We start from the raw sequence: 14,561 nt of genomic DNA on the forward strand, positions 1-14,561 counted from the left end.
GCCAGAGAAAGGATTCAATAATGAAAAAAACAATTCTCGCGACTGCACTGTCTGGCGTTCTTATGCTTTCTGGTTGTGGCGGCGAAGCCACACAAAGTGGTGAACCTACACTGCCGACTTATGAGTCGTTTATTACTACGTCCCTCGCTCAACCAACTAAGCTTGAGTTTATCTTAAACGGTGCTAACGCCACCGTACCGGTTCCAAATAACCTACTTTTCAATGCCGTAGACGGAACTATCGAACTACCAACCGATGACAGTGCATTGTCGAACCCGCTCGCAGCGATGGGGCAAATAGATGGTTGGTCGACAACCGCAAGCTTTCTTATTCCTTTTTCCGGACAATTGGATGACGCGACTGCAGCCGCATCGGTAAGTCTTGTTAAGATCTCAGATAAAATGACCGGTAACCCAGCACCGGAGAAGGTCCTGGTATTCCCTACCGATTATTTTGTGAGTGTATCTGGTGGTAACCTTGTGATTACCCCGACTAAACCATTAGAGCCCGCCGCTGAATACCTCGTCGCGGTCAATGACTCACTCTTGGATACTGATGGCGAAAAAGTGGGTATGTCCCAGAGCTATGCCTCATTGAAATCAAAATCACGCCCTTACGAATCAGGTGACTTAGTCGCACCTCAACAGCTTACCTATGGCGTTGAGGCGTTAGTTGAAGGCGCGACGGCATTGGCTGGAAGCCCTGTCAGCGCTGAGAGCATTGTATATTCAGCTTGGTTTAGTACCCAGTCTGTTGGAGCAACGCTTGCGGCAACCAAAGGTATGATGGCTTTGGCGCAAGGAAGTGATTACAGCTATGCAACGATTTGGAAAGAAGGAGCAAACCCGAACGAAGCAGCGGTAGATACGATTGGTCAAATGACCTTTGGAGCAGGCTCTGATTATGCGGCTGTACTGGCAAGCGATGCCAACTTCACAAAGTACATCGCCTCAACCACTGAGCGTGACCAGCTGATTGGCCTATATAATCTAACCGCTCCCAATACAGTTACAGTCAGCCGAGGAACCGTTAACCTACCGTACTACCTAGAAACAGGCGCTAATTGGAATACACAACCGTTTGAATCAGGTTCAACGAGTTTAGCGATCATCAATGATGCAGTAACCGATGAAGCTGAGCTCAATAACTTCTCCGAGCAGTTAGTTGGATACGGCATCAACCCTTCTGAGTTTTTCGCAGATCCCGCGTCGAAGCTTCAAGACATCATTGGCTACACATTTACTAAACTGAATGGGTCTCAGTACGACACCGATCGTTTAGTCACACAATATGCGCCAGTACCTGTGATTAAGTCGATCGAAGAAGTGAATTACCTACTCTTCACGCCCACCGACAAAACAATGAAGGGGCTAGTTATCTATCAACACGGAATCACTTCCGCCAAAGAGAACAGTTATTTCTTCGCCAACAATTTGGTCGCTAACGATTATGCGGTAATCGCTATTGACGCACCAATCCACGGTGATCGCAGCTTAGACGAGCAACGCTCAGCAAATGCGAATGTATTAGCTTATATGAACTTGTCCGTCCTTCCTGTAGCGCGTGACAATATCCGCCAGTCCATGCTGGATCTCATCACACTTCGTTTGGCGTTAGGTACCAACTCATTCGCAGGTACAGCTCTCGAGGGCGTTGATTTAGTAACAAATCCACCTAGCTTTATTGGTCATTCACTAGGCGGAATATTAGGTGTTCCTGCGGTTGCTCAATCAAACACAAAACTTGAATCACCCGTTGATGTTTTGTTCACATTTAAGAACTCATCATTTGTGAATGCGGGGGGACAAATCGCTAACTTATTGCTTGGTTCCGGTGCTTTTGGTCCAGTGGTCACACATAACGTCGCCCTCGGAGGGGTGGACGGTTACGCCGCATTTGCGGAGACAAATTGTGGCACGCCAGGAACTCTGGGATATGAACAACTGTGTCTCATTGCCTACGAGAATGACAATGCCGCTAACTATCTAACACTAATTAATGCGACATCACAATTTAGTTTTGCAGCACAAACAGTATTAGATACAGCAGACCCTATAAACCATGCGAGTGTACTAAATACAAGTAATACGCCGGTTTATATGGCACAAGTATTGGGCGATTCAACAGTACCAAATAATGTACTTGGTCCAAACGAAACTCCTCCAACTAAGTATGCATTAAGGTCACCGCTGGCTGGCACTGAATCATTAGCAGCAGCGCTTTCTCTCACTCCACTGAAAGCAGTTGACGGTACTGGTACCAAACAAAAACCTTTTGTTAAGTTTGATGCTGATGGCCGCCACTCTACGTATGTTATTCAACAAGGTGATACTGATGAAAATCACCACAAGGAGATGCAAGCGCAAGTGAATTATTTTGTAGAATTCAATCAAACAGATGTTACTAACACGGGTGTTCTAGAGTAAAAGTCAATCTGAAGACAAAAGCACGGTTTCGACCGTGCTTTTTTATGCCCAAGATCACACTTTTTCGTAAAACCATGTATAATGCGCGGCTATCAATCCAGTGATACTAAAATAAAGTACCACATCATCTTAACCATCAGCTTGCTGGCTGCTGGTGATATCAAAATAAGGTATATGTATGTCTACTGAAGCAACCATGCTTGAACGCTGCGAAAACAAATGTGAACTTTGTGCTGCCGAAACGGCTCTCACGCCATTCGCTGTTGCCCCTCATACACAAATCACGGTTGATCACGCGATTATGCTTTGCGACACATGTAAAAGCCAGATTGAAAACCCAGAGACGATGGACGTGAATCACTGGCGTTGCCTAAACGACAGCATGTGGAGCCAGGTAGCTCCAGTTCAAGTTATGGCATGGCGCCAACTTAAACGTCTTTCAGCTGAAGGCTGGGCTCAAGATCTCGTCGACATGATGTACATGGACGAAGAAGTAGCAAAATGGGCTGAGCTTGGTCTTGATGAGAACCAAGAGAAGCCACGTGACGTGAACGGCGTTGAACTTAAAAAAGGTGACGACGTAACGGTAATCAAAGATCTACCGATCAAAGGTTCTTCTCAAGTGATCAAACAAGGTACTGTGATTCGCGGTATCAGCGTTAACCCTGACGATCCAAAGCACGTTCAAGGTAAAGCTAACGGTCAAGCAATGTATGTTATTGCTGAGTACTGCCGCAAGAAGTAATCGAACTATCCTGATGTCAACAAACATCTTGATCAAAAAAAGCGACCTTAATGGTCGCTTTTTTACACTCTTAAATTCACGTTCTACTCAACATTCAAAACCGTCATAACCGCTGCGTGATCCGAACCCGTGATTTCCATCACTCGCTCTCTTCGACATATCGGTGACTCATTACTATGTTCATTACTTACCCATAAGTGGTCTATCGCAACTATTGGGTAGCTTTGCAGCTGCCAGCGCTTAAGAAACACAGGCCAGCTGTGAATGGGTGTAGTGCGAAACAGAGGTAAAAATTTGTCGAAACGCCGAGTTGTACTCGCGAGGTTAAAATCCCCTACGACTAAATTGAATGCTAACGGTGAGCGAAGCGCTAGTGACTCTATCTCTGCCAGCATGTCATTTCTTTCGTTCCAGTGCTTCTGGTTTCTTGGCGACGGTGGGTGAGCCGCTATCACCATAACATCTCGCTCAAATCGAGTTTGCCAAACAAGACTAATGAAAGCGTGACCAGCAGCCGTTCGATGTGTTGTCATGCCGTAAAGTGGTGTCTTACTCAATACCATTTGCCCACTAGGGTAACCAACCCGGCTCTGACCACCATAGTAATAGGGATAAGCACTAAACAACGCTTCTAGCGCCTGCCCATGACTTGGCGAAACTTCTTGAAGCACAACCATGTCTGGCTGAGCCTTGCTCACATAGTCGATCAGCGACGCTAACGATGGATTATCAAAAAACACATTGTATTGCAGAACTGACAAGCGACTAGTGACGCAAGCGCTCTGGTTGAAGGATGTGCTGCTCATTCCGATCGTAGAGACTAGTACCGTAAACAAGAGCCCAGCAGACAGCAGCCAATGGCGCATTACTAAAAATATCAGCGCCAACAGACCAAAATAAATGGGTAATAAAGATAAGAAAGCAGCAAGGTTCTCAAGCTGCCAGGAAGGTTGGAAAAATCTTAGGTAAACGGTAAGAATTAACGGTAGAAGAATGGCCAACAGCGTAAACACTCGTACCATACTCGCTCCTCACTACGCCGATAATCCCTTCCATTTCATTAGGATAGTCGCTAGTGGGATTATTCACCGCTTTTTCTTACCACTATTTATACAGGACTATTGCTCTTCGCTTTGCTCGTTCACATCAAACTCAGACAACAGCAGACCAATTTCAATCGCATCTAGCCACTCTAGCTCGTGTTCGTTGATGTCTTTTTCCATGCTCATATTCCTTAATCATGTCTATATGACAATGTAGTAACGCTATAAGACATTAACAAGAAACCCAACTCACTCATACCATTTCCTTGAGCAAAGTCATCGTTAAACGATTGCTTCGTGCTCCAATACCTGAGTGTAAATTTAATTTTACACACTTATAAACATTATCGTACAAAGTGCTTGATCGTTAGCTTTTAGCACTGCATAATCGCACGATTATCAGAATTAGCGTCTATAAAGCTGGCTTAATTGGCTTACATATCGCTAATCACCATCAATGCGTAAAGAATTATATACAATGCAATCAAAAGTTCTCGGAAGCACTCTGATCATCGCCGGCACCACGATAGGTGCAGGTATGCTTGCCCTTCCCATTGCCTCTGCCGGCATCGGCTTTGGTACCTCTCTGCTATTAATGGTTAGTCTATGGGCGCTTATGGCCTATACCGCACTGCTAATGGTTGAGCTACACCAATATGCAGACCATTCGGCGACATTACATACGCTTGCAAAACAGATCCTTGGCAAGAAAGGCAAGTACATTGCCAGCTTCGCTATGCTGTTTTTGTTTTATGCATTGTGTGCGGCATACATTGCAGGAGGAGGCGGTCAATTTGCTGAACGCTTAGAGATGGTATTTGGTCTATCGTTATCATCAACCACAGCAACCGTTGTGTTTACGTTGATCGTCGCATTAACCGTCACCGTTGGTACCCATGCGGTGGACAAACTTAATCGAGTCTTGTTCACCATCAAACTGATTGCCATGGGCAGCGTGCTTTTCTTGCTAGCACCGAATGTGACACAAGGTTACTTAACCAGCCTTCCACTCCAGCAAGGATTGATTGTTGCAGCTATCCCAGTGGTCTTTACCTCATTTGGTTTCCACGGCAGTATTCCGGCGATTGTTAACTACCTTAAGGGTGATACCGCTTCGCTTCGTAAAGCGATTATTATCGGCTCGAGCCTTCCTTTGATCATTTACGTCTTTTGGCAATTAGTGACGCTAGGCGTTGTTCAACAACAAACCTTGGTTGAAAATAGCGGCTTATCTAACTTGATTTTGCTACTTTCAAGCACCGTTCATGTAGAGCGATTGGCGACGATTATTGGTGTATTCGCAGACCTAGCCTTAGTGACTTCGTTTTTAGGTGTGAGTTTGGGCTTGTTTGAATACTTGCGAGATCTCGGCCGTAAAGCATCAACAGAGACATCAACTGACAGCACATTTGCTCATCGTGCTTTAGCGGCGCTGATTACCTTCTTGCCACCTTTATGTTTTGCCCTGTTCTACCCACAAGGCTTTATTATGGCGTTGGGATACGCGGCAATCGCCCTAGCTATTCTGGCGATATTTCTACCAACCGTGATGGTAGCGAAAACTCGTAAGGCTAAGTTAGACCAGGCTCAATCTACGACCCACTATCAAACCGGTGGTGGACAAATTGCGCTATATGTCGCAATGAGTGTAGGCCTGGTTATCGTTATCGCTCAATTACTTGTAAGCTTTCATGTACTCCCAAGTCTCGGCTAGTTTTAGTGATCATCATCACAGCAATGATGTATAGCTATAAAGTTTTTTCATAAAAAGTCGATATCATACCCATTAATTAAGCCCCTCAGGGGCTTTTTCATGTCTATTCAATTCAATAATAACAATATCACTCACGGAGCCGCCCATGAGAGAAGTACAATTTAGAAAAATCGATGCGTTTTTTATTAAGTTGTCGATCAACGACAAAGTATGGATTGTGTTTGCACTGTTTTTTGCCGCACTCACCTACTCGTCCGTCGCTCGCTATCAAGACGCAGTAACCAGTTCTGAATCTCAAGCTATTAGTCAGGTCGAAGCAAGCCTCAATGCTTATCTCGACATGGCACATGCTGCGGGTGATATGACTTTACCTAACAAAATGGGCGTGACAGAAGGATATTCTCAGTCCACAGGCATCAATAATGGTACTGTTTCTGCTAGCGCGAAAGGCAGCGATGGCAAAAACTACTCGCTTAGCATTTCAATGAACAGTCAACTTGAGCAAGCGAAATCTGACGCACTAACTAGCTTGGCGCTAACCTACCTATGGGTGATTCCATTTGGCATTTTCAGCTACTGGCTTGCGACTTTCCTTGGCGGTGCTCTTTACACGCTATATACAACGGTAAACAAAATCGCAGATGGTGACCTAACTTCCCGTCTTAACTTTGTCGCTGGACGTGATGAGTTTGGTACTATCGGTGTCGCCCTAGACCAAGCAATGGATACGTTGACTGAGCTTGTTACCACGGTTAAAAACTCCGCGACTAGCCTAGAGGAAACAGCCTCTTCTTTTCATGAAGAAATGGCACGCAGTAACAGCCAAATCAACAATCAATATGCTTCATTGGATTCTGTCGCAACGGCAATGGAGGAGATGACGGCTTCTGCGCAAGAAGTGTCTAACATCTCTTTGCAATCAAACCAACAGGCGGAAGAAGATAGCAAACAAGTTGAGCAAAGTTATCAACGTGTACAGCAAGCTATTGCAGATATTAACCAACTGTCTGCCTACATCGAAGAAGCATCGCACTCTGTTGCAGCGTTAACCGACAACACGACGCAAATCAATGAAGTGATCACCACGATCAATGCGATTTCAGAGCAAACTAACCTACTCGCACTTAACGCCGCAATCGAAGCGGCACGTGCTGGCGAACAAGGCCGCGGGTTTGCCGTGGTAGCAGATGAAGTTCGCACCTTGGCAAGTCGTACTCAGGCTGCCACTGTGGAGATTCAAGCTATGATTGAAAAGCTGCAGTCAGAAAGTCAAAACATTGCCGAAATCACCCAACAAACTGTTGAGCAAGCTCAGTCTAGTAGCAGTCTCATCGGTGACATTGGCGGCGACGTAAACTCAATTGCTGACTCTTCACGTGCCGTCATGGACATGAGTACCCAAATCTCGACGTCTGCTGCTGAGCAAAGCAGCGTAGCATCAGAAATTGCCACAGAGCTTAGCGATATTCGTACCCAATCAGCAACAATTCGTGAAGTTGCGGAAAACAGTGAAATTGGCGTCGCGAACCTATCGAAAGCAACGAAGGCGCTGAGCGAAGTATTGACTCGCTATCGCACTTAACAAAAAAACGCTCTTAAACAACTAGAGCGTTTTAGTCAAAAGAATGTTTAGCCATAATGCAAAATAGACCAGTTCACCTGGTCTATTTTTTTATGCACGCGCATTGATACGAATAATGACTTCGAGTCATTCACTAATATTAGTGATATAAGTCGCATTACCTAGTTCAATTCGCGGGTAATGTAAGTGAGTTGCACTGAAGAGTATTACAATCATAAAAACAAGCCTATCCTCCACAACAAGAGGGGTTTTATGAATAAAACCAAACCTTCGCATCAACCTCTGGGTCTATGTCCAGTGTGTGGGTCTGATGAAGGACTATTATCTGAAGATGCAGAAACATTTATATGCGCAGATTGTGGCTACTTTACCCGCCAATTTTCTCATCATAGTCTCGTGGTATACCAGAGCACGCATTTTCAAAATCATGTTCCACGCATCAAACATATCCACCTGATGCACTAACGTTTCACTGCTGTTACTACTCTGCCTTCTCGATGTGTTTGATTACTTCACTCATCGAGGTGAGGCAAGTACTAGAATTTTGTTGGTAATCACAGGACAACGCAAAGTGGATGGTTTGAATCCCAGCGGCAACACCCATCTTAACGCCTTTGGCCGTGTCATCGATGTACAAGCATTCGTCAGGCAGAAAGCCCATCATAGTCACTGCATATTGAAGTAAGTCTGGCTCTGGCTTCCAGCTATTAGCGTCAAACGCTGAAATCACACGATTATTAAAGCGCTGCTCCAATCCCACTGTCACCAACATCTTTTTGGCTTTGTGGGTAGGACTATTTGTCACCACACAATATTCGATACCGGATTGATCCAAGAAATCGAGGAGCTCAACGGCTCCTTCCATTGGTCTTAACTGCTCTTCAAACAGACGTTGAGTTTGCTCGCGATAGATAGGCTCTAACAGATCGAGTGATACGTGGCTCCCCACCAGTTCTTGAGCGGACGTTAATACGTCTGCTATCTTTCCGCCAACAAAGTTATCCATGACGGCGTCTAACCTAAGTGTCACCCCAACTTGCGCGAACGTTTCTACTATTGCAACACAGCACAAACGCTCGCTATCAACCAAGGTTCCATCACAATCAAACAATACACACTTAATACTCGCCATTATGTGTTCAACGACCTTTTACACTTAATTTTCGTTGAATATTAATACACTTCAGCGACTCAGAAGGCGATGGATTCGAAAGTTTAGATATTTGAAGAAAGCAAAATTCGAAACTCAGTGATTGATCACCGTTTTTCTAACCAAACCTGTGAATTAGTTGCAATCTGCGCACTTTGTATTAGAGAAGCCACGGTAGAGGCTACATTCACCTCGTTCCATACGCCTGAAGTTGTGATATCTGAAATCAACACCGTATCTCCTTCCATCGATACCATAGCTGCCGCCGCGACCTCACCATGCTCAAAACCAACGTACAGCGCGTGACTAGGCTCAACGATGATCTGCGTAAGAAATTCTACAATGAGTTGCTGGTGCTCATCATTTGCCCAACGTTTCGAGTGCAACAGTGAGAACATGATGGTTAGCCGATGGAAGTCGACCAAATGCCACTCAATGTTCGTTATTGAGTCACTTGGGGCTTCAAACGGCTCCAAGTAACAGCTAGTAATAGCGCCGAGATAAAGATCGCGACCTTTGAGGCTCTCTTTGGTTGGATACCCACCTTCTACTTGGCTAGCCAGCCATTGATTCTTTTCGTTGTGGAGGCGTGTGGCTATATCTTTCATATTAATCCTATTCGATTTTTCGGGTAACCTTAGTTATGGTATACAAAAGCCTAATTTAAAAAGGAATCCTTTATGCTTAAAAAGCTTTTGCTGGTCCCGCTTATCACGTTGGCCTTATCGGGTTGTGGTGACAAAGAGGTGGGAGATGTATCGCTCGGTATGTTCACATTAAAAGATATTAAACTCAACACTCTTGATGACCCGATAATCACTGGCGTAACCTGCCACGTAGCGAGCATCGAGGCAGATTTGAGTCTAGCTGATCCAAGTGACAGTTCTATCTCATGCCGCCAAACAGGTGAAATCACGCCTGAGATGATCGCTCAAATAGACAAATCTAAATCCGGCGAAGTGGTTTTCAAGAAATCCAAAAGTATCTTTTTCAAGAGCATGAAGGTTCGTAGGATTTACGATTCGGACAACCAAACCCTGATGTATCTGTCATACTCAACCAAAGAAACATCAGGCAGCTTTAAACATAGCTTGTCGACCGTTCCTTTGTGGGGAACTAAAGCCTACGTAGAATCTCCGGTAGACGTTCAACAGTAGTCTTCGACATAAAGTCAGCTCTTTTCTTTAGAGCTGACTTTTTAGTGACAGGTTCGCTTCAACTTACATCGATCACACTCGGTAATGTGGCCTTGTTTGTCACAATAGACCAACGTCATGTTTTTTCCTTCCCTTTCACGTTTCACCGTCATTAACGCACCATCCGCTTGGGCGACAAGTAACCCCGTATTCCCATCAGTAAGCTGAGAAACCCCAAGACTAATATTGATGGTAAACTTTTGACCTTCTGAAGAAACAAATTCATGCTCGGCAATGCTGACACGAATTCTCTCCGCCACCCTATATGCAGCAAGTAACGATGTGAGGGGTAACAACAAAGCGAACTCATCACCGCCGAAACGGAAACAATAGTCTTCTTCGCGTACCGATGACTCCATTAGCTTGGCAACATTTTTAAGAACATAGTCGCCAATGCTGTGACCATAGCTGTCATTGATGTGTTTAAAATTGTCGACATCGAGCATGACGTATGAGAGTGGCCTGTTATGGCGAACGTGAGCGGCAATTTCTCGCTTCAATTGCAACTCTAAGTAACGGCGATTGTAAACGCCAGTCAGAACATCTCGAATGGCTAAGTATTCATATTCATCTCGCTTGGCGATCGACTCTGTAATGTCGATAGCCAAGCCAAAAATTCCCGCCACATTGCCTTCGTAATCATAAATCGGTGTTTTGAGGATTTGATAATGATGCGTCTCACCATGAATATCCGTGCTTTTTTCAACTTGTGACAGCGATTGTCCCTCGAGCACTTTTCTGTCGTGTTGAATAAGATCATGGCACTGTTGGAGATCAAAAAACTGGGCGTCGTCACCACCAACAATCTCTTCGGCAGGTTTACCAAATAAACGCGATACTGCGTCGTTAACGTAGGTGTAGCGTGCATGTTGGTCTTTGACAAAAAAATAGCAATCTAAGCGACTTAATACCGCTCTAATTTCGTCGACTGTCAGATTCTTCATGTCCATAACCTGCGCCCTCAACCTTACCCTAACAATGAACAGTATTGCATATTGACACACTTTCCGTACGGCAATCGGTTCAGTTTGTGACCGCTGACCTAGATAGCACGCGCCCCAAAACTGAAGCAACTCACACATTCAATGCAATTTCATGAAACACAAATAAACTTCTTGTGATATCATGCCGCCAAATTTTGAGCCGCTAGCCTTTATTATGAAATTTCCTGGACAACGTAAGTCAAAACACTATTTCCCTACCAGCAAGAAAGATCTATCGGTCAGTCAGGCGCAGTCAGCGCCAAAACTGTATCGCCCAACGATTGTTGGTGTCGGTCAAACCATCGTTGATATCGAAGCACGTGTTGATGACGACTTCTTAGCGAAATACGACTTGAGTAAGGGACACTCGCTAGTCCTAGAAGAGAGCAAAGCGGACGCTCTTTACGCCGAACTAGTCGAGAAAGAACTGATCACTCACCAATTCCCGGGTGACACGATTGGCAACACTCTACACAACTATTCAGTTCTCGCTGACAGTAAGTCTGTGCTGCTTGGTGTCATGTCAAAAAATATCCAAGTAGGTTCTTACGGCTACCGTTACCTTTGCCGTACTTCTTCAAGAATGAACCTTAACCACTTGCAAACTGTCGATGGTCCTATTGGTCGTTGCTATACCTTGATCACCGATGACGGCGAGCGCACCTTCGCAATTAACGAAGGCGAAATGAATCAGCTACGTCCAGAAAGTATCCCTGAATCAGTGTTCAATAAAGCGTCTGCACTAGTCGTATCTTCTTACTTGATGCGTGGTAAACCCGAAGACCCAATGCCACAAGCAGTTGCTCGTGCGGTTGAACTCGCCAAGCAGAAGTCAGTGCCAGTCGTGCTCACACTTGGTACTAAATGGGTAATCGAAGGCAACGAGAAATTCTGGCAAGACTATATTCAAGAAAACGTCACTATTCTGGCGATGAACGAAGAAGAAGGTGAAGCATTGACCGGCTTTGCCGAACCACTAAAAGCGGCAGATAAAGCGCTAGACTGGGTTGACTTGGTATTGTGTACTGCAGGCCCTAACGGCTTGTACATGGCTGGTTACTGTGACAACGTGACTCTACGTGAAACCACCCATGATTTGCTATCATCTGAGCACTTCAGCGATTTCAACCAATTTGAGTTCAGCCGAGCTATGCGCAAGCAAGATTGTGCCGATCCGCAAAAAGTGTACTCGCATATTGGCCCTTATCTGGGTGGTCCATTGGAGATCAAAAACACCAATGGTGCTGGTGATGGCGCTCTTTCTGCATTACTACATGATATGACGGCTAACTCATTCCACAGCAAGAACGTATCAGACTCAGACAAGCACGTTGCACCATGTTTAACGTACTCGTCGCTTTCACAAATTTGTAAATACGCGAACCGCGTAAGCTACGAAGTACTCACCCAGCATTCTCCTCGCCTAACACGCGCTCTTCCAGAAAGAGAAGACAGCCTGGAAGAAGCTTACTGGGATCGTTAAAAAAGGGCTTCGGCCCTTTTTTTGTTTCTAAATTATACAGCTATTGAACAGCTGGTTAATATTAGTTCAGGCCGCTGAATATTTAGCTTTACAAAGCATATTTAACCAGTATTATCCTGACGCAAACGTTTTCCTCAATAATTTTGTGGCTTTTAAGGACCGTTAATGCTTTCCGATATCGATATCTGTCGTACGACGTCACTCTCCGCTATTTCTGACATTGCCAAGCAAGCAGGCTTGCTCGAGCATGAATATCATCCGCAAGGTTATCACAAAGCTAAAATCACTTTGGACGCGGTCTTTCGCCTCAAAGACAACCGTGATGGCAAGCTAATCGTTGTTACAGCAATTACCCCTACTCCTCTTGGCGAAGGCAAAACCGTGACAACTATCGGTTTGTCTCAGGGTCTAAAAAAGCTCGACAAGTCGGTGATGGCTTGTATCCGCCAACCTTCTATGGGACCCATTTTCGGTGTTAAAGGTGGTGCTGCTGGCGGAGGCTATTCGCAAGTTGCCCCAATGGAAGAGCTAAACCTTCACTTAACCGGTGACATTCACGCAGTCACGGCGGCGCACAATTTAGCGGCCGCCGCTATCGATGCGCGTATCTATCACGAGCAGCGTCAAGGTTTTGAAGCATTTGAAACCCGCACTGGCTTAAAAGCACTAAAGATAGATAGCAAAAATGTGGTTTGGAAACGCGTTGTAGACCACAACGACCGTGCGCTGCGTATGGTTACGGTTGGTCAAAACGAAATCAACAAGACCATCAACGGCTACGAGCGCCAAGATGGTTTTGATATTTCGGCGGCATCGGAACTGATGGCTATCTTAGCACTAGCTAAAGGTTTAAAAGATTTGCGTGCGCGCATCGGCAAGATTGTTGTCGCCTACTCTATCGACGGCACGCCAATCACGACAGAAGACTTACAAGTCGCGGGTGCTATGGCCGTGAGCATGAAAGAGGCGATTGAACCAACTCTGATGCAAACACTGGAAGGTGTCCCAACGCTTATCCACGCTGGACCATTTGCAAACATTGCCCATGGTAACTCCTCAATTATTGCTGACAGCATCGCCACAAAGCTAAGCGACTACACCGTTACAGAAGGCGGTTTTGGCTCTGACATGGGATTTGAGAAAGCTTGTAACATCAAAGCGTCAGCGACTGATAAAAAACCAGATTGTGCCGTGATTGTCGCGACTCTACGCGGTCTAAAAGCTAATTCAGGCTTATATGACCTTAAGCCGGGTACGCCAATCCCAGATAGCATTTATGGTGAGGACAGCGCTGCGCTTGAAGCTGGTTTTGAAAACCTGAAATGGCACATCAACAACGTTGCTAAATATGGTGTTCCAGCTGTCGTGGCAATCAACCGTTTCCCACAAGACAGCAAGCAAGAGCTAGAGCTATTGAAACAATGGGTAGAAGCGCTCGACAGCAATTGTCGCGTAGCGATCAGTGAAGGTTTTGCTAAAGGCGGTGAAGGAACGGTTGCTCTGGCTGAAAAAGTAATTGAAGCCTGCGAAACAGAGGCGAACTTCAAGCCACTATATACCGCAGAGCAATCCATTGAAGAAAAGTTAATGACAGTGTGTGAAGTCGGCTACGGCGCAGCACGTGTCACTCTATCTTACCAAGCTCAGCAGCAGCTTGAGATTTACAAGAAACACGGCTTTGACAATCTTGCCGTCTGCTTAGCGAAGACCCCCCTATCTATCACGACCGATGGCAGTGTAAAAGGCGCGCCAACCGGCTTTGATGTCGTGATTCGCGAGTTGCGACTATGCGCTGGTGCAGGTTTTGTTTACGCTCTGTGTGGCAATGTAATGACCATGCCGGGTCTGCCTGACAAACCCGCCTTTATGAGCCTAGATCTTGATGACGATGGCAATATTGTTGGATTGAGTTAACGCCAGACTATTAAGAGTAAGATACCAAAAAGCGACGGATTATCCGTAATGCTTGTAAGTTAAGAAGCTAACACCTTTTAGAAGGCCTAGTCGCATAGCGACTGGGCCTTCTTTTTACCGCTCTTGGATAGCTCCTATCTCGCCTTTCTGGCAACGTAAAACTCTCAGCCATATCTAGGATATAGTTCATCACCTCCGGGATTCTTCCAGGTGCGACGGCAGGAAGGAGTTGTAACTGTCCTATTAAGAACAACGAAGCTTGTTTAAAGCCTATCTGGTAAGGCATTACCTTGTTTTGGTCGTAGGCCATTTGGCACATTAAGAA

The 14,561-nt window shown here is 45.4% G+C and carries 11 protein-coding genes and 1 pseudogene; 7 read left to right on the plus strand and 5 right to left on the minus strand.

Annotation, left to right across the window (positions count from 1 at the left end; all coding sequences use genetic code 11):
* Positions 1-20: 20 nt before the first annotated feature.
* Together L4C42_RS13050 and L4C42_RS13055 are read left to right on the plus strand one after the other, a co-directional pair.
* Entirely contained in the window at positions 21-2,426 is a 2,406-nt protein-coding gene (locus L4C42_RS13050) for a VolA/Pla-1 family phospholipase (RefSeq protein ID WP_429760770.1), read from the plus strand.
* Positions 2,427-2,604: 178 nt separating this feature from the next.
* Positions 2,605-3,171, plus strand: coding sequence for a PhnA domain-containing protein (locus L4C42_RS13055; protein WP_042495704.1), 567 nt, complete (start codon positions 2,605-2,607; stop codon positions 3,169-3,171).
* 83 nt (positions 3,172-3,254) lie between these two features.
* Here the strand turns inward: L4C42_RS13055 and L4C42_RS13060 are convergent, their stop codons facing one another.
* Entirely contained in the window at positions 3,255-4,193 is a 939-nt protein-coding gene (locus L4C42_RS13060) for an endonuclease/exonuclease/phosphatase family protein (RefSeq protein ID WP_418642936.1), read from the minus strand.
* 499 nt (positions 4,194-4,692) lie between these two features.
* On the opposite strand from L4C42_RS13060, the gene L4C42_RS13065 reads away from it, so the two are divergent.
* Together L4C42_RS13065 and L4C42_RS13070 are read left to right on the plus strand one after the other, a co-directional pair.
* On the plus strand, positions 4,693-5,928 hold the full coding sequence (locus tag L4C42_RS13065) for an aromatic amino acid transport family protein (protein WP_353499401.1): 1,236 nt from the start codon (positions 4,693-4,695) through the stop codon (positions 5,926-5,928).
* 145 nt (positions 5,929-6,073) lie between these two features.
* The gene (locus L4C42_RS13070) at positions 6,074-7,510 is read left to right on the plus strand and encodes a methyl-accepting chemotaxis protein (protein ID WP_429760773.1); all 1,437 of its coding nucleotides are present in this window, start codon (positions 6,074-6,076) and stop codon (positions 7,508-7,510) included.
* A gap of 481 nt (positions 7,511-7,991) precedes the next feature.
* Here L4C42_RS13070 and L4C42_RS13075 read toward each other — a convergent pair whose 3' ends face one another.
* A complete protein-coding gene (locus tag L4C42_RS13075) occupies positions 7,992-8,642 on the minus strand; it encodes an HAD-IA family hydrolase (protein WP_353499403.1) in 651 nt (216 codons plus the stop codon).
* A 125-nt stretch (positions 8,643-8,767) separates the two neighbouring features.
* Positions 8,768-9,268 (minus strand): hypothetical protein, encoded by a 501-nt coding sequence (locus L4C42_RS13080; protein WP_353499404.1) that lies wholly within the window; start codon positions 9,266-9,268, stop codon positions 8,768-8,770.
* Positions 9,269-9,340: 72 nt separating this feature from the next.
* Here L4C42_RS13080 and L4C42_RS13085 point away from each other — a divergent pair, with 72 nt between their 5' ends.
* Complete coding sequence (locus L4C42_RS13085; protein ID WP_353499405.1) at positions 9,341-9,817, plus strand: CreA family protein; 477 nt, start codon at positions 9,341-9,343, stop codon at positions 9,815-9,817.
* A gap of 41 nt (positions 9,818-9,858) precedes the next feature.
* Here L4C42_RS13085 and L4C42_RS13090 read toward each other — a convergent pair whose 3' ends face one another.
* Positions 9,859-10,806 (minus strand): sensor domain-containing diguanylate cyclase, encoded by a 948-nt coding sequence (locus tag L4C42_RS13090; protein ID WP_353499406.1) that lies wholly within the window; start codon positions 10,804-10,806, stop codon positions 9,859-9,861.
* A 208-nt stretch (positions 10,807-11,014) separates the two neighbouring features.
* Here L4C42_RS13090 and L4C42_RS13095 point away from each other — a divergent pair, with 208 nt between their 5' ends.
* Both L4C42_RS13095 and L4C42_RS13100 read left to right on the plus strand, forming a co-directional pair.
* On the plus strand, positions 11,015-12,322 hold the full coding sequence (locus L4C42_RS13095) for an inosine/guanosine kinase (protein WP_353500206.1): 1,308 nt from the start codon (positions 11,015-11,017) through the stop codon (positions 12,320-12,322).
* Between the two features lie 165 nt (positions 12,323-12,487).
* Positions 12,488-14,236: a formate--tetrahydrofolate ligase gene (locus L4C42_RS13100; protein ID WP_418642934.1), complete on the plus strand. Its 1,749-nt coding sequence runs from the start codon at positions 12,488-12,490 to the stop codon at positions 14,234-14,236.
* A gap of 67 nt (positions 14,237-14,303) precedes the next feature.
* Here L4C42_RS13100 and L4C42_RS13105 read toward each other — a convergent pair.
* Positions 14,304-14,561, minus strand: a pseudogene (locus tag L4C42_RS13105) (IS4 family transposase); the annotation flags it as partial.

It is taken from the genome of Vibrio wakamikoensis, assembly GCF_050337275.1.
Classification (GTDB): domain Bacteria; phylum Pseudomonadota; class Gammaproteobacteria; order Enterobacterales; family Vibrionaceae; genus Vibrio; species Vibrio chaetopteri.

Bases quoted from the DNA above. Each gene is read 5' to 3' on its own strand.
- L4C42_RS13050 (WP_429760770.1), top strand. From the start codon at position 21: ATGAAAAAAACAATTCTCGCGACTGCACTGTCTGGCGTTCTTATGCTT.
- L4C42_RS13055 (WP_042495704.1), top strand. From the start codon at position 2,605: ATGTCTACTGAAGCAACCATGCTTGAACGCTGCGAAAACAAATGTGAA.
- L4C42_RS13060 (WP_418642936.1), bottom strand. From the start codon at position 4,193: ATGGTACGAGTGTTTACGCTGTTGGCCATTCTTCTACCGTTAATTCTT.
- L4C42_RS13065 (WP_353499401.1), top strand. From the start codon at position 4,693: ATGCAATCAAAAGTTCTCGGAAGCACTCTGATCATCGCCGGCACCACG.
- L4C42_RS13070 (WP_429760773.1), top strand. From the start codon at position 6,074: ATGAGAGAAGTACAATTTAGAAAAATCGATGCGTTTTTTATTAAGTTG.
- L4C42_RS13075 (WP_353499403.1), bottom strand. From the start codon at position 8,642: ATGGCGAGTATTAAGTGTGTATTGTTTGATTGTGATGGAACCTTGGTT.
- L4C42_RS13080 (WP_353499404.1), bottom strand. From the start codon at position 9,268: ATGAAAGATATAGCCACACGCCTCCACAACGAAAAGAATCAATGGCTG.
- L4C42_RS13085 (WP_353499405.1), top strand. From the start codon at position 9,341: ATGCTTAAAAAGCTTTTGCTGGTCCCGCTTATCACGTTGGCCTTATCG.
- L4C42_RS13090 (WP_353499406.1), bottom strand. From the start codon at position 10,806: ATGGACATGAAGAATCTGACAGTCGACGAAATTAGAGCGGTATTAAGT.
- L4C42_RS13095 (WP_353500206.1), top strand. From the start codon at position 11,015: ATGAAATTTCCTGGACAACGTAAGTCAAAACACTATTTCCCTACCAGC.
- L4C42_RS13100 (WP_418642934.1), top strand. From the start codon at position 12,488: ATGCTTTCCGATATCGATATCTGTCGTACGACGTCACTCTCCGCTATT.